Origin of the sequence: Streptomyces sp. NBC_00306 (assembly GCF_036169555.1) — a bacterium.
Lineage (GTDB): Bacteria > Actinomycetota > Actinomycetes > Streptomycetales > Streptomycetaceae > Streptomyces > Streptomyces achmelvichensis.
In genome coordinates this window covers 6,502,631-6,520,461 of record NZ_CP108032.1, presented here as the reverse complement: position 1 = coordinate 6,520,461, position 17,831 = coordinate 6,502,631, and the positions used below count along the sequence as shown (strand labels likewise).

17 protein-coding genes are annotated in these 17,831 nt (G+C 70.8%); 9 read left to right on the top strand and 8 right to left on the bottom strand.

The annotated features are described in order from the left end of the window. Window positions 1–5: 5 nt before the first annotated feature. From uraH to OHA05_RS29035, 4 genes are all read right to left on the bottom strand, one after another. Window positions 6–410: a hydroxyisourate hydrolase gene (gene uraH, locus OHA05_RS29050; protein WP_328862138.1), complete on the bottom strand. Its 405-nt coding sequence runs from the start codon at window positions 408–410 to the stop codon at window positions 6–8. A gap of 3 nt (window positions 411–413) precedes the next feature. Further along, the gene (gene uraD, locus OHA05_RS29045; protein WP_328862137.1) at window positions 414–920 is read right to left on the bottom strand and encodes a 2-oxo-4-hydroxy-4-carboxy-5-ureidoimidazoline decarboxylase; all 507 of its coding nucleotides are present in this window, start codon (window positions 918–920) and stop codon (window positions 414–416) included. Between the two features lie 177 nt (window positions 921–1,097). Further along, a complete protein-coding gene (locus OHA05_RS29040; protein WP_391838416.1) occupies window positions 1,098–1,418 on the bottom strand; it encodes a helix-turn-helix domain-containing protein in 321 nt (106 codons plus the stop codon). A 53-nt stretch (window positions 1,419–1,471) separates the two neighbouring features. Next, window positions 1,472–1,723 (bottom strand): thiamine-binding protein, encoded by a 252-nt coding sequence (locus OHA05_RS29035; protein WP_328862136.1) that lies wholly within the window; start codon window positions 1,721–1,723, stop codon window positions 1,472–1,474. Window positions 1,724–1,846: 123 nt separating this feature from the next. Between OHA05_RS29035 and OHA05_RS29030 the strand changes: the two genes are divergently transcribed. From OHA05_RS29030 to OHA05_RS29015, 4 genes are all read left to right on the top strand, one after another. Continuing rightward, complete coding sequence (locus OHA05_RS29030) at window positions 1,847–2,707, top strand: TIM barrel protein (protein WP_328862135.1); 861 nt, start codon at window positions 1,847–1,849, stop codon at window positions 2,705–2,707. A 38-nt stretch (window positions 2,708–2,745) separates the two neighbouring features. Continuing rightward, window positions 2,746–3,648, top strand: a complete 903-nt coding sequence (locus tag OHA05_RS29025; RefSeq protein ID WP_313943339.1) for a 2-hydroxy-3-oxopropionate reductase — start codon at window positions 2,746–2,748, stop codon at window positions 3,646–3,648. Window positions 3,649–3,851: 203 nt separating this feature from the next. Further along, window positions 3,852–5,309, top strand: coding sequence for a catalase (locus OHA05_RS29020; RefSeq protein ID WP_328862134.1), 1,458 nt, complete (start codon window positions 3,852–3,854; stop codon window positions 5,307–5,309). A gap of 375 nt (window positions 5,310–5,684) precedes the next feature. Then, window positions 5,685–6,593: a hypothetical protein gene (locus tag OHA05_RS29015; protein ID WP_313943341.1), complete on the top strand. Its 909-nt coding sequence runs from the start codon at window positions 5,685–5,687 to the stop codon at window positions 6,591–6,593. Here the strand turns inward: OHA05_RS29015 and OHA05_RS29010 are convergent. After that, window positions 6,506–7,831 (bottom strand): MFS transporter, encoded by a 1,326-nt coding sequence (locus OHA05_RS29010; protein ID WP_313943342.1) that lies wholly within the window; start codon window positions 7,829–7,831, stop codon window positions 6,506–6,508. The two genes, OHA05_RS29015 and OHA05_RS29010, sit on opposite strands and share 88 nt — an antisense overlap. A gap of 99 nt (window positions 7,832–7,930) precedes the next feature. Here OHA05_RS29010 and OHA05_RS29005 point away from each other — a divergent pair, with 99 nt between their 5' ends. Beyond that, the gene (locus OHA05_RS29005) at window positions 7,931–9,016 is read left to right on the top strand and encodes a helix-turn-helix domain-containing protein (RefSeq protein WP_313943343.1); all 1,086 of its coding nucleotides are present in this window, start codon (window positions 7,931–7,933) and stop codon (window positions 9,014–9,016) included. Window positions 9,017–9,225: 209 nt separating this feature from the next. On the opposite strand, the gene gcl is transcribed toward OHA05_RS29005, so the two are convergent. Next, on the bottom strand, window positions 9,226–11,004 hold the full coding sequence (gene gcl, locus OHA05_RS29000; protein WP_313943344.1) for a glyoxylate carboligase: 1,779 nt from the start codon (window positions 11,002–11,004) through the stop codon (window positions 9,226–9,228). A 202-nt stretch (window positions 11,005–11,206) separates the two neighbouring features. Here gcl and OHA05_RS28995 point away from each other — a divergent pair, with 202 nt between their 5' ends. Both OHA05_RS28995 and OHA05_RS28990 read left to right on the top strand, forming a co-directional pair. After that, the gene (locus tag OHA05_RS28995) at window positions 11,207–11,926 is read left to right on the top strand and encodes a hypothetical protein (protein WP_313943345.1); all 720 of its coding nucleotides are present in this window, start codon (window positions 11,207–11,209) and stop codon (window positions 11,924–11,926) included. A gap of 82 nt (window positions 11,927–12,008) precedes the next feature. Next, window positions 12,009–12,515 carry a GNAT family N-acetyltransferase gene (locus OHA05_RS28990; RefSeq protein ID WP_328862133.1) on the top strand — a complete coding sequence of 169 codons (507 nt, stop codon included), beginning with the start codon at window positions 12,009–12,011 and terminating at the stop codon, window positions 12,513–12,515. Between the two features lie 169 nt (window positions 12,516–12,684). Here the strand turns inward: OHA05_RS28990 and OHA05_RS28985 are convergent, their stop codons facing one another. Then, a complete protein-coding gene (locus tag OHA05_RS28985) occupies window positions 12,685–14,292 on the bottom strand; it encodes an AMP-binding protein (protein ID WP_328862132.1) in 1,608 nt (535 codons plus the stop codon). Next, window positions 14,289–15,965 (bottom strand): AMP-binding protein, encoded by a 1,677-nt coding sequence (locus OHA05_RS28980; protein WP_328862131.1) that lies wholly within the window; start codon window positions 15,963–15,965, stop codon window positions 14,289–14,291. Before OHA05_RS28980 ends, OHA05_RS28985 begins: the two co-directional genes overlap by 4 nt. A gap of 99 nt (window positions 15,966–16,064) precedes the next feature. On the opposite strand from OHA05_RS28980, the gene OHA05_RS28975 reads away from it, so the two are divergent. Next, window positions 16,065–16,892: a response regulator transcription factor gene (locus tag OHA05_RS28975; protein ID WP_313943349.1), complete on the top strand. Its 828-nt coding sequence runs from the start codon at window positions 16,065–16,067 to the stop codon at window positions 16,890–16,892. A gap of 105 nt (window positions 16,893–16,997) precedes the next feature. Continuing rightward, complete coding sequence (locus OHA05_RS28970) at window positions 16,998–17,753, top strand: SDR family oxidoreductase (protein WP_328862130.1); 756 nt, start codon at window positions 16,998–17,000, stop codon at window positions 17,751–17,753. The last annotated feature ends 78 nt before the right edge of the window (window positions 17,754–17,831 follow it).

Genomic DNA, 17,831 nt, shown 5'->3' with positions numbered 1-17,831 from the left:
GTCTGCTAGCTCCCTCGGTAAACGGAGTAGCCGAACGGGTTGAGCAGCAGCGGTACGTGGTAGTGCTCGCCCGGTACGACGGCGAATGTGATCGCCACCTCCGGGAAGAACGCACCGCTGTCCCTTACGCGGGGGGCGTCCTGCTGCGCCTCGGCTTGCTGGTTGGCGTTGTTTCTGGTGGAGAAGTACGCCTCGGTCTCGAAGTCGAGACGTACATGGGTGGTGCCCTCCGGCAGCGCCGGCAGGTCCTTGCACCGCCCGTCGGCGTCGGTGGCGGAGCCGCCGAGCGCGGTCCACTCCGCGCCGGGGCCCGGGCGGGCCGACAGCGCGATGGCGACGCCCTCGGCGGGGCGGCCGATGCTGGTGTCCAGGATGTGGGTGGACACGGAAGCGGTGGTCTCGGTGCTCACAGGTCACTCTCCTTCTACGAGTCGGGCCAGCCGGATCCGGTTGATCTTGACAAGCTCTCCGCGGGCGATCTCCCGCTCCTTCTCGTCGGAGTTCTGGATCCGGACCCTGACCGCGTCCCGCATCTGCTCACCGGTGGCGCCGGTGGCGCAGATCAGGAAGACGTGACCGAACTTCTCCTGGTAGGCCAGGTTGAGTTCGAGCAGTTCGGCCTTCAGTTCCTCGGAGGCGCCGGCCATCCCCCGCTGTTCGCGGGCGGAGGTCGGGTCGCCCGGCTTCGGCCGGCCGATCGGCGGGTGTCCCGCCATCGCCTCGGCCAGATCCGCAGCTGTCAGCTCGGCCATCGCGGCGTCACTGGCGGTGAAGAGGGCCTCGGCGGTGGCGTAGGGACGCTGCGCGAGCAGCTTGTCTCCCCAGGCCGAACTGGCGCACACCTCGTGGAGCGCGGCGGTCGCGTCGCTCTCCGCCGATGTGTTGAACCGGGCGAGGCCCGGCGTCGAGCTCGAAGTCACGGGAGCCTCCGTGGCTGTTTTTCGCTGTGCGTTGGACGGGCTGCGGACAGCTAACGCCCTCCGGCAACATAACGTCAACACTTTGTTGAAAACTCGGTGACACGCGAGCCGTCGCCCGGAGATCGCCGCCACGGGCCGTGACCGGGAGCGATCACAGGGTGAATCGGGGGCCCGCGCTCACTCGCCCTTGGTGCCGTTCTCGCGGTTCAGATAGTTGTAGACGGTGAAGCGGCTGACGCCGAGCGCACCGGCCACCGTCTCGACGCCGTGCCGCACCGAGAAGGCCCCGCGGGCCTCCAGGGAGCGCACGACCAGCTGCTTCGTCCTGCGGTCCAGTTCGGACAGCGGCATGCCGTGACGGCGCTCCAGGGCGGCCAGGATGTGGTCGAGGGAGTCGGAGAGCTGCGGCAGCCGAACCGCTATGACGTCCTCGCCCTCCCAGGCGAGCACCACGTCGTCCGGGCTCGCCTGGCCGGGCTCGACCAGCTCCGCGCCCATCGCGTCGACGAGCGGCTTGACCGCGCGGGCCAGGGGGTGCTCCGAGGGGCCGTTCACTTCTCGCCCTCCCCGACCACGTTGATCTGGAGCGAGACCCGGGTGGCGCCGGCCTCCAGGGAGCGGCGCACGAGCGCGTCGACCGCCGTGAGCACGGCATCGGCGTCGCCCTCGGCCGTGTTGCCGAACGGCCCCACATCGACGGCGTCGAGTTCGGCCGACTGGACGACCTCACGGGCCACCACGGCATGGGCGGGCGCTTCGTCCAGGTCGAAGGGCTCGGTCGTGAACTCCACTCTCAATCGCACGCGCACAACCTAACGCGAGAGAGGCGAAATCGGAGATGGCCCCTTGACAAGTTCGACGGACCGCCTGCAATCTTCCGTTAAGCAGAAACTGACTTCCGCAATACGGAAGGAGCGCACAGCCTCATGGCCCCCTCTTCCACGGACAAGCACGGCACCGACCAGCGCTTCGATGTGAACCTTTCGATCCTCTTCACGGAACTCCCGCTCCTGGAGCGCCCCGCGGCAGCCGCCGCGGCGGGCTTCACGGCGGTCGAGCTGTGGTGGCCCTGGATCGAGACCCCCACCCCGGCGCAGGCCGAGCTCGACGCCCTCAAGAAGGCGCTCGACGACGCCGGCACCCAGCTGGTGGGGCTGAACTTCTACGCCGGGCAGCTGCCGGGCCCCGACCGCGGCGCGCTCTCCGTGCCCGGCAAGGAGTCCGACCGCTTCCGCGCCAACATCGAGGTGGCGGCGGACTTCGCCGCCTCGGTGGGCTGCAAGGCGCTCAACGCCCTCTACGGCAACCGCGTCGAGGACGTGAACCCGCAGATCCAGGACACCCTCGCCCTGGAGAACCTGGTGCTGGCCGCCCGCGCGGCCGACCGCATCGGGGCGATCCTGCTCGTCGAGACCCTCAACAAGCCGGAGTCCCCGCTCTACCCGCTGGTGAGCGCCCCGGCCGCGATCGAGGTCATCGACCGGGTCAACGCGGCGACCGGCCTCGGGAACGCCAAGTTCCTGCTCGACATCTACCACCTGTCGATGAACGGCGAGGACGTCAGCCAGGTCATCGCGGCCTACGCCGACAAGACCGGCCACGTGCAGATCGCCGACAACCCCGGCCGCGGCGCCCCGGGCACCGGCTCGCTCCCGCTGGAGCAGCTCCTCGATGAGCTGACGAAGGCCGGATACGAGGGCTGGGTGGGCCTGGAGTACAAGGCCGGCGACCGGCCGAGCGCCGAGTCCTTCGACTGGCTCCCGGCCGAGGCGCGCGCTGCGCGCTGAACTCACAGACGTACAGAAGTGTTCAGGAAGGCACCCTCATGAGCAATCTCGCAGATTCCCGCCCGGCGATCGCGTGGATCGGTCTCGGCATCATGGGCTCCCCCATGTCCGAGAACCTGCTGAAGGCCGGCTACTCCGTCACCGGCTTCACGCTGGAGCAGGACAAGCTCGACCGGCTCGCCGCGGCCGGCGGCACCGTCGCGTCCTCGATCGCCGAGGCCGTCAAGGACGCCGACGTGGTCATCACGATGGTGCCGGCGTCCCCGCAGGTCGAGGCCATCGCGTACGGCCCGGACGGCATCCTGGAGAACGCCCGGTCCGGCGCACTGATCATCGACATGTCGTCGATCACCCCGCAGACCTCCGTCGACCTGGCGAAGGCCGCCGCCGAGAAGGGCCTGCGCGTCCTCGACGCCCCGGTCTCCGGCGGCGAGGCCGGCGCGATCGAGGCCGTGCTGTCCATCATGGTCGGCGGTGAGCAGAGCGACTTCGACACCGCTCTGCCGATCCTCGAAGCTCTCGGCAAGACCATCGTGCTGTGCGGCCCCCACGGCTCCGGCCAGACGGTGAAGGCCGCCAACCAGCTGATCGTCGCCGTGAACATCCAGGCGTGCGCCGAGGCCGTGGTCTTCCTGGAGAAGTCCGGCGTGAACCTCCAGGCCGCACTCGACGTGCTCAACGGCGGCCTCGCCGGCTCCACCGTGCTGACCCGCAAGAAGGACAACTTCCTGAACCGCGACTTCAAGCCCGGCTTCCGGATCGACCTGCACCACAAGGACATGGGCATCGTCACGGACGCCGCCCGCAATGTCGGTGCCGCGCTGCCCGTCGGCGCCGTGGTCGCCCAACTGGTCGCCTCCCTGCGCGCGCAGGGCGACGGCGGCCTGGACCACTCGGCCCTGCTGCGCGCCGTCGAGCGGCTCTCCGGCCAGCAGGTCTGAGCAACCGGCCCTCGCTCGGGGCCCCCTGATTTCCGGGCGGCGTCGGCGCTGACACCTGTCCTGTCGCGCCCAGGCGCCGGCGCCGTCCGGAACACCACACTTCGTTTTCAACAAACTGTTGACGCCGCCTCCGGGGCGAAATTACGCTCCTCGCACCGCCGGCCGCATCAACAGCTTCAGTACGGAAGGTCAGACCCGCCACCATGACGCAGCGTGTGCTTACGACCGAGTCAGGCGCCCCGGTCGCCGACAACCAGAACTCCGCCACCGCCGGCGTCGGTGGCCCGCTCCTCCTCCAGGACCAGCACCTCCTGGAGAAGCTCGCCCGCTTCAACCGCGAGCGGATCCCGGAGCGCGTGGTGCACGCCCGCGGCTCCGGCGCACACGGCTACTTCGAGGTCACCGACGACGTCACCGGCTTCACCAAGGCAGACTTCCTCTCCGCGGTGGGCAAGCGCACCGAGACCTTCATCCGCTTCTCCACCGTCGCCGACTCGCTCGGCGGCGCGGACGCGGTCCGCGACCCGCGCGGCTTCGCCCTGAAGTTCTACACCGAAGAGGGCAACTACGACCTCGTCGGCAACAACACCCCGGTGTTCTTCATCAAGGACCCGATCAAGTTCCCCGACTTCATCCACTCCCAGAAGCGCGACCCCTTCACGGGCAAGCAGGAGCCGGACAACGTCTGGGACTTCTGGGCGCACTCCCCCGAGTCCACCCACCAGATCACCTGGCTCATGGGCGACCGCGGCATCCCCGCCTCGTACCGCCACATGAACGGCTACGGCTCGCACACCTACCAGTGGACGAACGCCGAGGGCGACGCCTTCTTCGTCAAGTACCACTTCAAGACCAACCAGGGCATCCGCTGCCTCTCCTCGGAGCAGGCCGCCGAAGTCGTCGGCTCGGACGCCAACTCGCACCAGACCGACCTGCTCCAGGCCATCGAACGCGGCGTCAACCCGTCCTGGACGCTGTACGTGCAGGTCATGCCGGCGGCCGAAGCGGCCGACTACCGCTTCAACCCGTTCGACCTCACCAAGGTCTGGCCGCACGCCGACTACCCGCTCCAGCGCGTCGGCCGGCTGGTGCTCGACCGCAACCCCGAGAACGTCTTCGCCGAGGTCGAGCAGGCGGCGTTCTCCCCGAACAACTTCGTTCCCGGCATCGGCCCCTCGCCGGACAAGATGCTCCAGGGCCGGCTGTTCGCCTACGCGGACGCGCACCGCTACCGCCTCGGCGTCAACCACACCCTGCTGCCGGTGAACGCCCCCAAGGCGACGACGGCGCAGAACTACGGCCGCGACGGCATCATGGCCACCCGCAACGGCTCGCGCCACGAGAAGAACTACGAGCCCAACTCGTACGCGGGACCGGCGCAGAGCGACGGCGCCCAGTCCGCACCGCTCGCCGTGCAGGGCTGGACGGGCACCCACGCGGCCCCCGCCCACGTCAAGGACGACGACTTCTTCCAGGCCGGCGAGCTCTACCGGCTGATGTCCGAGGACGAGAAGCAGCGCCTCGTCGCGAACATCGCCGGCGGTCTGTCCCAGGTCGGCCGGGACGATGTCATCGAGAGGAACCTCGCCCACTTCCACGCCGCCGACGCCGACTACGGCAAGCGCGTCGAGGAAGCGGTCCGCGCCCTGCGCGAGGACTGAGGGCACCGACTGCGCCCAGGAACTGACGGGAGGTCATGTCCTGGGCGCCGAGCCCGCACGGCGGACCCGAATGAGGGGTGGTCCGCCGAGCGGGCGAAGGCGAGGACCGCGGCGGTCGTGCGATGCCAGTGCGGTGGTGAAGGCTCCGGAAGCCGCTTCTTGACCAGAAGGAGGCGGCCTCCCGGGACCAATCGCCGCCGCCGCGGTCCCAGCCAGACAACAGACTCCGTCCGGCGGTGCGAATGTCCTGTCGCGCCAGCCTCGCTCCGTCGGGCGGCACCACATACGTGAGGGCGTGGAGTACGGACGGTCCCGTACTCCACGCCCTCACCTCATTTCCCGGCGCACACCCCGGCCGTACGCCACAATCACCCCATGCCCACGTCGACATTCGCCGCGGTCAACGCCCTCGACGGGCTCCTCGACGAGCTCGGCGTCGGCGAAGCGCGCCGGCGGCAGCTCGACATGGTCCGCGGCGAGATGGACCGGGCGCTGACCCGCGGCGCACTGCCCGTCGGCGCACGGCGCAGCCTGCGACGCCTCCTCGAAGAGGACGCCATCACCCCGTATCTGCGCCTCGCCGAATCCGGTGCGCTGCGGGCCCGCCGCGTCGCGGGCGGCCACCCGCCCACCTCCGGGCCGACGAACGAGATCCGGCGCCGGTGCGTCGACCTCCTGCGCGAGGCCCACGGCATGCCCGCTCCACAACTGGCAGGCGGGGAAGTCGCGTTGCGCCCCGTCCCGCGGCAGGCGACGCTCTCGGCGCTGCGCCGGCAGCTCGACAGGTACCTCGGCGGCGCCATGTCCCCCGCGCAGACCCGACTGACGGCCGTGCTCTGTATGGAGCTGGACACCGCCGCACGCAGCGGCGAGTTGATCGGGCAGCGCCTGGCCCATCTGGCGGACGGCAACGCCGCCGTCTACATCGAGCGGCACCCACAGGGCGGGGCCGTCGTCGGCGCGGAGCCGGGTGAGTGGATCGACACCTCACCGCTGACCCGCGCGGCCCTGGACAGATGGCTGCCGCTGCGCGCGGAACTCGTCCGGCGCACCCACGGCACCAGCAAGCTCTGGGTCTCGCTCTGGATGAACCATGACGGGATCCTCGACGAGGACGGCCGTACCGTACTGCGTCCCGCCGGCATGCCCCTGGAGGAGAACGGCCTCATCACCTCCTACCGCGTCGGCCGTCTGCGCTACGACGGTCTGCGCCCGCTGCTTCCCCTCAAACTGGAGGCGCTGCGCCGGGCGATCGCCGCGGAACGGGAACGCACCACCGCATAGGGGCCGGGGCCCACCCGAGCGCCGCCGGGGATCTCCCGGCCCTGGTCGGCGGCTGACGGAGCAAAAGCGGAGGCGGAGACGAGGGTCGCACCGGCCAGGGTGCCCCAGAGAGCAGCCGGGCCGAGCGGTGCGAGAGCGGTGATGACCGCCGGGGAGACCGCCAGGCCGAAGCCGGTGGAGAGCTCGAAGCGGGCGAGGGTCCGTCCCAGGACATGGGCCGGAGCGACAGCGGTGACGAGCGCGGTGGCGCTGCCGGCATAGAGGATCTCGCCGAGGGTGCAGACCACGGACACCACGGCGACGGCCGGTGCGCCCCAGCCGTGTCCCAGTGACAACGCCGCCAGGAAGCCGAGGTAGGACGCGGCGAGGACCACACCCGCGAGAGCCAGCACCGTCCGCCGGGGGAAGCGGGACATCAGGACGGTCAGCGGAACCTGGAGGGTGACCACCAGCACCGTGTTGGCCACGAAGATCGCCGCCGACCACACCGGGGACGCGTGCAACTGGGTCACCAGGACCAGGGGGAGCGCGATTTCGGGGACATTGAGGCAGAAGGCGTACACCACGTTGGCCGCGAGCAGCGCCCGCATCCGGGGCGGCGGCCCGTCGTCACCGCCCTCGGGCGGGGCAGCGGCCGGATCGGCGCGCAGTCGGACCGACCACGCCAGGGCCGCCGCGGTGAGATACGCCAGCCCGGTCACGGCGGCCAGCGCCTGCAAAGCGGTGGCGCCGCCCGCCAGACATATGGTGGCGAGGAGCGCGCCCACTCCCATACCGGCGTTGCGCAGGGCGCGGCCCGCCGCGAGCGCGGTGTCGCGTTCCCGGCCGTGGGCGACCGTGGCCACGAGAGCCGCATGGGCGGCCGGCCATGCCTGGTTGCCGATGCCGAGGAGAAGCGCCGCCGCCGCGAACGGCCAGACGTACCCCGCCGGTGTGGCCAGCAGCAGGACAACGCCCAGCACCCGCACCAGCATCGATGCCGCCACGACCGTGCTGCGCGCGCCCCGGTCCAGCCATCGGCCGACCGCGGGCATGCACATCAGGCCCACGACGACACCCGCCGTCATGGCGACGCCGGTGGCGGGCGCGGACAGCCTCAGCACCATCACCCCGTAGAGCAGCAGAAAGGGCCGCAGCAGGCCGGTGCCGAGTGCGTCCACGACCAGGGCCACGGCATAGCGGGGGCCTCCAGTGGCACGGACGAGGGCGCGGGGCCGGATCTTGGTGGTGGTTGGCATGGCGTCAACGGTGCGGTCGGCCGCCGGGCTTGCCGCGTCGGTTGACGGACACTGTCAACCGACGCCATCACCGGCCGTCCGGTCGGTGATGATGAGGCGATGACGTTGAGGATCGACATCAGCGGCCTGCCGTCCGAGCGACTGCGGTTCGCCGCCTCCCCGCTGGCCGAGCTGACCGCGATGCTGCACGTACTGGCCGAACCCGGGCATCATCCGCAGCTCGCCGGCTGGGCAGGCGATGTCTGGGCCGGGCTGCGTCCGGAACTGGCCGAGCGGCTCAGGGAGGCCGAGTTCCTCTGGCGTTCCTCACAGGCGGACTTCCTGCTCCCCGCCCGGCCACGGCCCACCCTCGCCGAGGAGCTGGACGACGTGGACCGCATCGACGACGCAACGTATGTGACCGCCGCGCTGGTCACCACGTGCGGCAGCAGCAGGGTCCACTTCGCTGCGCCGTCGCCGCTCACCGACGCGGCGGCGCGCGAGCGGGCCCTGGACCTCGCCCAGGCCCGCGGTGCGCTGCAAGAGGCCTTCGCGGAACGACTGCTCGCCGACCCGGCCGCTGTACGGGCGCGGGTGCGCCACACCCTCGAACAGTGCGCCGAGGCCTTCTTCGACGCCGCCTGGGCGGGCGCCGCCGTGCAGCTCGCCACCGATCTGCGCGTGAAGAACGACCTGCTGAAGCACCACGGCGTCGGGCCGGCACTCGCATCCGTCTCCGCCGCGGTCACCCTGGCACCGGACGGCGACTGCATCTTCGTGGACAAGGTGCAGGACAAGGCGACCTCCGCCCATGGCACCGGCGTCACCTTCATCCCCAGCGTCTTCGGCCGCCCCCACCTGGTGGCCGTCCACGCGCCCGGGTGGCAGCCGGTGGTGCAGTACCCCGTGGCCGAGCCGACTCCATCAGAGCCGGTATCACTCGACACGGTCACACTCCGGCTGGAGGCGCTCGCCCATCCGGTACGGCTGCGGCTGCTGCGCACCCTCGCCCGCGGCCCGCACACCACCAGCGAACTGGCCCACGCCTGGGAACTCTCACGCCCCGAGGTCTCCCGCCACCTCGCCGTCCTGCGCCGCGCGGGCCTGCTCACGGCACAGCGGGACGGCCGGTACGTCCGTCACATCCTCAAGCCGGCCGAACTGACGGCGCTGGGCTCCGATCTGCTGGCGGCCGTGCTGCGCTGAGCGGCTGCGCCGGAACGCCGGCCGCCGCCCTCCTCGGGGCATGGTCCGGTTCTGTCGGCTGCCCGGCAGCCGACCACGGGAAGGAGACCATGGGGCTTGTTATCAGATGATCAGACGGGTGAGGCGTGCGCGAAGAGCGTCCCGGACAAGGGAAACGGTCCCCGTCCCGGGGTCAGGACCGGGGCGGGGACCGTTGGCGCGAGGAGGGATCAGACCTTCAGGGGCTTGATGGACGTGGGCGCGTGGCCCGGCTCGGTGGCCAGGTCCTCCCACTCGTTCACGCCGTCGATCTGGACGCCCATCGAGATGTTGGTGACGCGCTCCAGGATCGCTTCGACGACCACCGGGACCCGGTACTCCGCCGCCAGCTTCTTGGCCTCCTCGAAGGCCGGCAGCAGCTGGTCCGGCTCGGTGACGCGGATGGCCTTGCAGCCGAGGCCCTCGACGACCTTGATGTGGTCGACGCCGTAGACGCCCAGCTCCGGGGAGTTGATGTTCTCGAACTCCAGGTTGACCTGGAAGTTGATGTCCAGGTTGCGCTGCGCCTGGCGGATCAGGCCCAGGTAGGCGTTGTTGACCAGCACGTGGACGTACGGGATCCGGTGCTGCGCGCCGACCGCCAGCTCCTCCAGCATGAACTGGAAGTCGTAGTCGCCGGACAGCGCGACCACCGGGGTCTCCGGGTCGGCGGTGGCGACGCCCAGCGCGGCCGGGATCGTCCAGCCCAGCGGGCCCGCCTGGCCGCAGTTGATCCAGTGGCGCGGCTTGTAGACGTGCAGCATCTGCGCGCCGGCGATCTGGGAGAGGCCGATGGTGGTGACGTAGCGCGTCTCCGGGCCGAAGGCCTTGTTCATCTCCTCGTACACGCGCTGCGGCTTCATGGGGACGTTGTCGAAGTGCGTACGGCGCTGCAGCGTGGCCTTGCGCTCCTGCGCGGAGGCGGCCCACTCGCTGCGGTCGGGCAGCCTGCCCTCGGCCTTGAGCTCCTTGGCGACCTCGACGAACAGCTCCAGCGCCGCGCGGGCGTCGGAGACGATGCCGTAGTCGGGCGCGAAGATCTTTCCGATCTGGGTGGGCTCGATGTCGACGTGGACGAACGTGCGGTCCTTCGTGTAGACGTCGAGGCCGCCGGTGTGGCGGTTGGCCCAGCGGTTGCCGATGCCGATGACGAAGTCCGACTCCAGGAACGTCGCGTTGCCGTAGCGGTGCGAGGTCTGGAGACCGACCATGCCGGCGTTCAGCTCGTGGTCGTCGGCGATGGTGCCCCAGCCCATCAGGGTCGGGATGACGGGCGTGCCGGTCAGCTCGGCGAACTCCACGAGCAAGTCGGACGCGTCGGCGTTGATGATGCCGCCGCCGGCGACGATCAGCGGCCGCTCGGAGGCCAGCAGGAGGGACAGCGCCTTCTCGATCTGCGGGCGGCTCGCGAAGGGCTTGTAGACCGGCAACGGTGTGTACGTCTCCGGGTCGAACTCGATCTCGGTCAGCTGGACGTCGATCGGCAGGTCGATGAGGACCGGCCCGGGACGGCCCGACCGCATCAGATGGAAGGCCTGCTGGAAGACGCCGGGGACCTGCGCCGCCTCCAGGACGGTGGTCGCCGCCTTGGTGACCGGCTTGGCGATCGAGGCGATGTCGACGGCCTGGAAGTCCTCCTTGTGGATCACCGCGGTCGGCGCCTGGCCGGTGATGCACAGGATCGGGATCGAGTCGCCGATCGCCGAGTAGAGGCCGGTGATCATGTCGGTGCCGGCGGGGCCGGACGTACCGATGCAGACACCGATGTTGCCCGGGTTGGCGCGTGTGTAGCCCTCCGCCATGTGGGAGGCGCCCTCGACATGGCGCGCGAGCGTGTGGTCGATGCCGCCGCCCTGCTGGAGGGCTTTGTAGAAGGGGTTGATCGCCGCGCCGGGCACGCCGAACGCGTTGGTGACGCCTTCGCGCTTGAGGATCTCAACTGCCGCTCGGGCAGCGGTCATACGAGGCATGGGGTGCTCCTGCTTCGGCCTGGCGGATCCCGGCTCCTCGCGCCCCTCAGAGCTGGATTCCGTAATGCGGAAGAATAGTTCTGCTATATGGAAGCAATGTAGGCGGCGGGCCTGGTGTCGTCAAGGGATGCCCGAAGTCCCTCCCCAAGGCCCCGCTCTTGATGGACGATGGACGGCAGCAGGACAGACCAAGGGGGAAGTAATGGCCGAGCCGGTCCCGGTGCGCTGCCCGTGCTGCCGCCGCGACCATCTGTTCGCCTCACCGGTGTATCCGTGCGCATGCGGCGCGCCGCTCGCGCCGCCGCTGGTGCGCGCGGCCCCGCCGGAACGCATCACGCACCGCACCTGGACCGACGACTGGGTGACCGTCCGCTGCGCGGAGTGCGGGCGGCAGGACCAGTGGCCGCAGCCGGAGCTCGGCTGCCCCTGCGGCACCGTGCTGCGCATTCCGGTGCGCCCGGTGAGCACCCCCGTCCCGGCCGGCCGCTCCTTCCCCGAGCCGCCCGCGCGCATACCCCTGCCCCGCACGGCGACCGTGCCGCGGCCCTCGTTCCGCCCGGTCACCATCCGTACGGCGCGCGACGCGGTGACGGCCGCGACGCGCTATCTCCAGTGGCTCGGGTTCCGCGATGTGGTCCAGCCGGACACCCGGCCCGCGTCCGGCACGGATCTGCGCGCCCAGGGCCTGATCGCACGGGTCGATCCGTCCACGCGGCCCGCGACCCTGCGCGATGTCGAGTGCCTGTGGCTGAGCGGTATGAGCGCCTCGGCGGCGACCGTCTTCTTCTCCCTCGCGGGCTACGAGCACGACGCCAGATCCCGAGCGGACGGCGTGGGCGTCCCGCTGTTCGTCATGGACCTCACGGGCAGTCCGCAGCCGGTCAACGGCCCGGCGGACGCGCTGGTCTCCACGGGCGCATAGGGTCCGCGGGTCGTGGACCGCTCGGCGCCTCGGTCCGGCACCCGCCCCGGAAGGCACGAGGGCGTTCGGTCATACTGCCCCCATGGGCATCCGACCGGCAGTGGCCGCCGAACTCCCCCTGCTCCAGGACATCGAGAGGGCGGCCGGCGAACCGTTCCGCTTCCTCGGCATGGCGGCGATCGCCGACGACGAGCCTCCGGCGCTGGACCTGCTGGAGCACTGCCGTCGCGAGGGCCGCGCCTGGGTGGCCGCTGACGACGAGGGCCACCCCCTCGCCTATCTGATCCACGACGAGGTGGACGGGACCGCGCATGTCGAGCAGGTCTCGGTCCACCCGGCCGCCGCCCACCGGCGGCTCGGGCGCGGTCTGATCGACCATCTCGGCGTACGGGCCGCGGGCAGCGGCCTGGACGCGCTCACGCTGACGACGTTCACCGAGGTCCCGTGGAACGCCCCCTACTACGCGCGCCTGGGCTTCCGGGTCCTCGACGAGGCGGAGCTCACCGAGGGCCTGCGGCGGATCCGGCGCGCGGAGAAGGAGAGCGGCCTCGACCGCTGGCCGCGGGTGTGCATGCGCCGGGAGCTGTGAGCCTCAGAGCCTGTCGGGTGACCTCTGACCGGGCGTCCACACCCTGGCACGCACCCTTCCCGCGTTGCCGAAATGCCCCAGTAGCTCCGCTACAAGGGCATCCCGGCGCCTTGGAATCGCACGCACCAGACCGCGTCCGCTTCCCGATCGAAGATCACCCGACAGGCTCTCAGCCCCGTGCGTACCGCTCACGCAGTTCGATCTTCCGCACCTTGCCGCTGACGGTCATCGGAAAGCTGTCGAGGATCTCCAGCCGGCGCGGGACCTTGTAGTGCGCCAGGCGCTCGCGGCAGAACGCGGCGATGTCCTCCAGGGCGGGCGGATCGGCCGGGTCGCGGGGGACGACGCAGGCCAGGATCTCCTCGCCGTACTTCTCGTCCGGGACGCCGACGACCTGCACGTCCGCGATCTTGGGGTGGCTGTAGAGGAACTCCTCGATCTCGCGCGGATAGACGTTCTCACCGCCCCTGATGATCATGTCCTTGATCCGGCCGACGATCTGGAGACAGCCGTCCTCGCGCATCGTCGCCAGGTCACCGGTGTGCATCCAGCGTCCGGCGTCGACCGCCTCGGCGGTCTTCTCCGGCTCGTCCCAGTAGCCGAGCATCACGCTGTAGCCGCGGGTGCAGAGCTCGCCCGCCTTGCCGCGCGGCACCGTCACCCCGGTCGCCGGGTCGATCACCTTGACCTCGACATGGGGCAGCACCCGGCCCACGGTGCTCGTGCGGCGCTCCAGGTCGTCGTCGCGGCGGGTCTGGGTGGAGACCGGGGACGTCTCCGTCATGCCGTAGCAGATCGACACCTCGGCCATGTTCATCTCGGAGACGACCCGCTTCATCACCTCCACCGGGCACGGCGAGCCCGCCATGATGCCGGTGCGCAGGGAGGTGAGGTCGTAGGAGGCGAAGCCGGGAAGGTTCAGTTCGGCGATGAACATCGTCGGCACGCCGTACAGCGAGGTGCAGCGCTCGTCCTCGACCGCGCGCAGGGTCGCCTCCGGGTCGAAGGAGGGCGCCGGGACGACCATGCACGCGGCGTGCGAGGTGGCCGCGAGGTTCCCCATGACCATGCCGAAACAGTGATAGAAGGGCACCGGGATGCAGACCCGGTCCTGCTCGGTGTAGCCGATCATCTCCCCCACGAAATAACCGTTGTTGAGGATGTTGTGGTGCGACAGCGTCGCGCCCTTGGGGAAGCCCGTGGTGCCCGAGGTGTACTGGATGTTGACCGGGTCGTCGCAGGACAACTCCGCCTCACGCGCAGCGAGTTGCTCGTCCGAGACGGCCGGTGCCGCGTCGGTCAGCGCGTCCCAGGAGCTGTCGCCGATGTAGTGGACGGAGCGCAGACCGGGGCAGTCCGCCCGTACCTGCTCGACGAGCGCCCGGTAGTCGCTGCTCTTGTGGCGCTGGGAGGCGCACAGCACCGAGACACCCGCCTGCCGGAGGACGAACTCCAGCTCGTGCGCCCGGTACGCCGGGTTGATGTTCACCATGATCGCGCCGATGCGGGCGGTGGCGTACTGCACGAGCACCCACTCCGCGCAGTTCACCGCCCAGATCCCGACCCGGTCGCCCTTGGCGACACCGACGCCCATGAACCCGCGGGCCAGGCGGTCCACCTCCGCGCCGAACTCGGCGTACGTCCAGCGGCGCCCGGAGGGGACGTCGACGAGTGCCTCGCGGCCCGGGTGCGCGGCGACCGCCCGGTCGAGGTTCTGCCCGATGGTGTCGCCGAGCAGTGCCGTGGTGCCCGTGCCGTGGGCGTAGGAGAGGCTCATCGCAGGTCTCCCTCGGTGTACTCGGCGGCCGAACCCCCGGCCGTACGCTCGCGCAGCTCGATCCGGCGGATCTTGCCGGAGACCGTCTTCGGCAGCTCGGCGAACTCGAGGCGGCGGATGCGCTTGTACGGGGCGAGGACCGCACGCGAGTGCTCGAAGAGCACTTTCGCGGTGTCCGGTCCCGGTTCCCAGCCCTCGGCCAGCACCACGTACGCCTTCGGGACCGCGAGCCGCAGCGGATCGGGGGCGGGCACGACGGCAGCCTCGGCGACCGCCTCGTGCTCCAGCAGCGCGCTCTCCAGCTCGAACGGCGAGATCTTGTAGTCGGACGCCTTGAAGACATCGTCGGAGCGGCCGATGTAGGTGATGTAGCCGTCCCCGTCGCGCGCGCCGATGTCGCCGGTGCGGTAGAAGCCGCCCGCCATCGACTCGTCCGTACGCTCCTGGTCACCGTGGTATCCGGTCATCAGGCCGACGGGCCGGGCGGACAGGTCGAGGGCGATCTCGCCCTCCTCGGCGCCGGGTTCACCGGTGGACGGGTCGAGAAGTTCGACCCGGTAGCCGGGACACGGCCGGCCCATGGAACCGGCCTTCAGCAGCTGGCCGGGGCTGTTGGCGACCTGCACGGCGGTCTCCGTCTGCCCGAAGCCGTCCCGGATGGTCACGCCCCACTCGCGCCGTACCGTCTCGATGACCTCGGGATTCAGCGGCTCCCCCGCCGCGACGACCTCCCGCGGCCGGGTCCGCAACTGGCCGAGGTCCGCCTGGATCAGCATGCGCCACACGGTGGGCGGTGCGCAGAAGCTGGTCACACCGGCGCGGTCCATCTCCGCCATCAGACGGCCCGCGTCGAAGCGCGTGTAGTTGTGGATGAAGACGGTCGCCTCGGCGTTCCAGGGAGCGAAGAGATTGGACCAGGCGTGCTTGGCCCAGCCGGGCGAGGAGATGTTCAGATGCACGTCGCCGGGCTTCAGCCCGATCCAGTACATCGTGGTGAGATGCCCGATCGGATACGACACATGGGTGTGCTCGACGAGCTTGGGCCGGGCGGTCGTACCGGAGGTGAAGTACAGCATCAGCGGGTCGTCGGAGCGGGTGATCCCTTCGGGTGCGAAGCCGGGATCGGCGTCGTACGCCTCGGCGTACGGGAGCCAGCCCGCCGTCTCCGCGCCGACCGCGATCCGGGTGTAGTCGCCGGGCACCTCGGCGAACTTGGCCGTGTCCTCGGACCGTACGAGTACGTGCGAGGCCCGGCCGCGCTCGATGCGGTCGCGCAGATCGACCGGACCGAGCAGGGGGGTGGCGGGGATGACGACGGCCCGCAGCTTCATGGCGGCCAGCGCGGTCTCCCACAGCTCGTGCTGGTTGCCCAGCATGACGACGATGCGGTCGCCGGGTCCGACGCCCTGGGCGCGCAGCCAGTTCGCGGCCCGGTCCGAGCGCTCGGACATCTCCGCGAACGAGATCCGGGTCTCGGTGCCGTCCTCGTCGACGATGTGCAGCGCCGTGGCGTCGTTGCCCTCGGCGATCACGTCGAACCAGTCGAGGGCCCAGTTGAACCGCTCGGGGCGCGGCCAGACGAAGCCCTGGTAGGCCGCCGCGTAGTCGTCCCGGTACCGCAGCAGGAAGTCCCGTGCCGCCCGGAACTCCTCCGTCGCACCGCTTGCCGCCATGTGTCCTCCTCGTTGCCACACCACTGCGTAGCATCGTGTAATCAGTGACCCAGGTCTCACTACCCCCTTTCGGGGGTGAACCGCCGAGGGAGATGAGCAGTGTCCGAGCCCGCCGACGCTGTCGAGATGCGAGCGGCGCTGCTGCGGCTGCGCCGGACGAGCGGGCTGCCCATCGCGTTCGGCGGTCTGCTGCACGACAGCCGCCGGCTGCGGATAGCCGAACTGAGCGGGGCGCAGACCGGTGCGCTGCGCGGGCTGGCGATCTGCGCGGGCAACGGTCTCGGCGGAAAGTCCATGGCGCTGTCCCGGCCGTGCGCGGTGACCGACTACCGCGAGGCGCGCCACATCAGTCATGAGTACGACGCGGCGGTCTCCACCGAAGGGCTGCGCTCGGTGCTCGCGGTACCGGTCGTCGTACGCCGCAAGGTGCGGGGCGTCCTGTACGCCGCCCTGCGCCGTCCGGTGCCGCTGGGCGATCGGACCTTCGACGCCGCCGTGGCCGCGGCCCGTGAGGTGGAGCAGACCCTGGTCGTACGGGACGAGGTGCGGGAGCTCCTGGCCTTCGCACAGGAGCCGGCGGCGGGGCACGGGGCGTGGGAGGAGGTCCGCGAGGCGCACGGCCAGTTGCGGGCGCTGGCGCCGCGGGTCGTCGACCCGTCGCTGCGCGCGTCGCTGCTGGAGGTCTGCGGCAGGCTGGCGGCTGCCACGGGCGGCCGGTCCGCGGACCCCGCGATCGCCCTGGCGCCCCGCGAGCTGGATGTGCTGGCGTGTGTGGCGACGGGCGCGACGAACGCGGGCGCGGCGGAGCGGCTGGGTCTGAAACAGGAGACGGTGAAGGGGTATCTGCGGGCCGCGATGCGGAAGCTGGGTGCGCACACCCGGACGGAGGCGGTGGTGGCGGCACGCCGCGCGGGTCTGCTGCCGTGAGGTGATCCGCCGGGTCCTCGGGGCAGGCACGAGCGTCGCGGGTCCGCGCCGCGTGGGTCCGAGCCGCGTGGGTAGGAGCCGTGCGAGCGCGACCGAGGAGTGGCGATGAGCGGGCTGTTCTCACTGGAAGGACGTACGGCGCTGGTGACGGGCGCCCGTTCCGGCATCGGCCGGGCGATCGCCCTGGGGCTGGCGGAGGCGGGAGCCGACCTGGTGCTCGCCGGCCGCGGCGGCCCGCTGGAGGAGACCGAGAAGGCGGTGCGCGCGCTTGGCCGTGACGCCGAGACGCTGGTGCTCGATCTGGCCGTACCGAGCGCGATCCCGTCCACGGTGCGGGAGTTGCTGGCCCGGCGGCCCGTCGACATCCTCGTCAACAACGCGGGCGCGATCCACCGCTCACCGGCCGAGCACACCGCCTACGAGGAGTGGCGCGGTGTCCTCGCGGTCAATCTCGACGCCGTGTTCCTGCTCTGCCGGGAGATCGGCACGGCGATGGCGGCGCGCGGCAGCGGGAAGATCGTCAACGTGGCGTCGCTGCTCTCGTTCCAGGGCGGTGTCGGGGTGCCGTCGTACGCGGCGAGCAAGCACGCGGTCGCCGGTCTGACCAAGGCGCTGGCCACCGAGTGGGGCCCGCGCGGGGTGCAGGTCAACGCGGTCGCGCCGGGCTACATCGCCACCGGATTCACCGAGTCCCTGCGTGAGGACGCTGAGCGGAACACCGAGATCCTGGGCCGTATCCCGGCCGGCCGATGGGGCAGCCCGGAGGACCTCGCGGGCAGCGTCGTCTTCCTCTCCTCGTCGGCGGCGGACTACGTGAACGGGCATGTGCTCGTCGTGGACGGCGGCTGGATGGCACGGTGAGCCGCCGCGGGCCGGTGGACACACCACGGTGACACCACCGCCGCGCGCCGTACCGCGCCGGTGACGCGTCGGTCCGTG

Excerpts from the sequence above, each read along its gene's own strand:
- OHA05_RS28990 (WP_328862133.1), top strand. The coding sequence starts at position 12,009 with ATGGGCATCCGACCGGCAGTGGCCGCCGAACTCCCCCTGCTCCAGGAC.
- OHA05_RS29030 (WP_328862135.1), top strand. The coding sequence starts at position 1,847 with ATGGCCCCCTCTTCCACGGACAAGCACGGCACCGACCAGCGCTTCGAT.
- OHA05_RS28995 (WP_313943345.1), top strand. The coding sequence starts at position 11,207 with ATGGCCGAGCCGGTCCCGGTGCGCTGCCCGTGCTGCCGCCGCGACCAT.
- OHA05_RS28980 (WP_328862131.1), bottom strand. The coding sequence starts at position 15,965 with ATGGCGGCAAGCGGTGCGACGGAGGAGTTCCGGGCGGCACGGGACTTC.
- OHA05_RS28970 (WP_328862130.1), top strand. The coding sequence starts at position 16,998 with ATGAGCGGGCTGTTCTCACTGGAAGGACGTACGGCGCTGGTGACGGGC.
- OHA05_RS28985 (WP_328862132.1), bottom strand. The coding sequence starts at position 14,292 with ATGAGCCTCTCCTACGCCCACGGCACGGGCACCACGGCACTGCTCGGC.
- OHA05_RS29005 (WP_313943343.1), top strand. The coding sequence starts at position 7,931 with ATGACGTTGAGGATCGACATCAGCGGCCTGCCGTCCGAGCGACTGCGG.
- OHA05_RS29010 (WP_313943342.1), bottom strand. The coding sequence starts at position 7,831 with ATGCCAACCACCACCAAGATCCGGCCCCGCGCCCTCGTCCGTGCCACT.
- OHA05_RS29025 (WP_313943339.1), top strand. The coding sequence starts at position 2,746 with ATGAGCAATCTCGCAGATTCCCGCCCGGCGATCGCGTGGATCGGTCTC.
- OHA05_RS29040 (WP_391838416.1), bottom strand. The coding sequence starts at position 1,418 with ATGGGCGCGGAGCTGGTCGAGCCCGGCCAGGCGAGCCCGGACGACGTG.
- gcl (WP_313943344.1), bottom strand. The coding sequence starts at position 11,004 with ATGCCTCGTATGACCGCTGCCCGAGCGGCAGTTGAGATCCTCAAGCGC.
- OHA05_RS29020 (WP_328862134.1), top strand. The coding sequence starts at position 3,852 with ATGACGCAGCGTGTGCTTACGACCGAGTCAGGCGCCCCGGTCGCCGAC.
- OHA05_RS29015 (WP_313943341.1), top strand. The coding sequence starts at position 5,685 with ATGCCCACGTCGACATTCGCCGCGGTCAACGCCCTCGACGGGCTCCTC.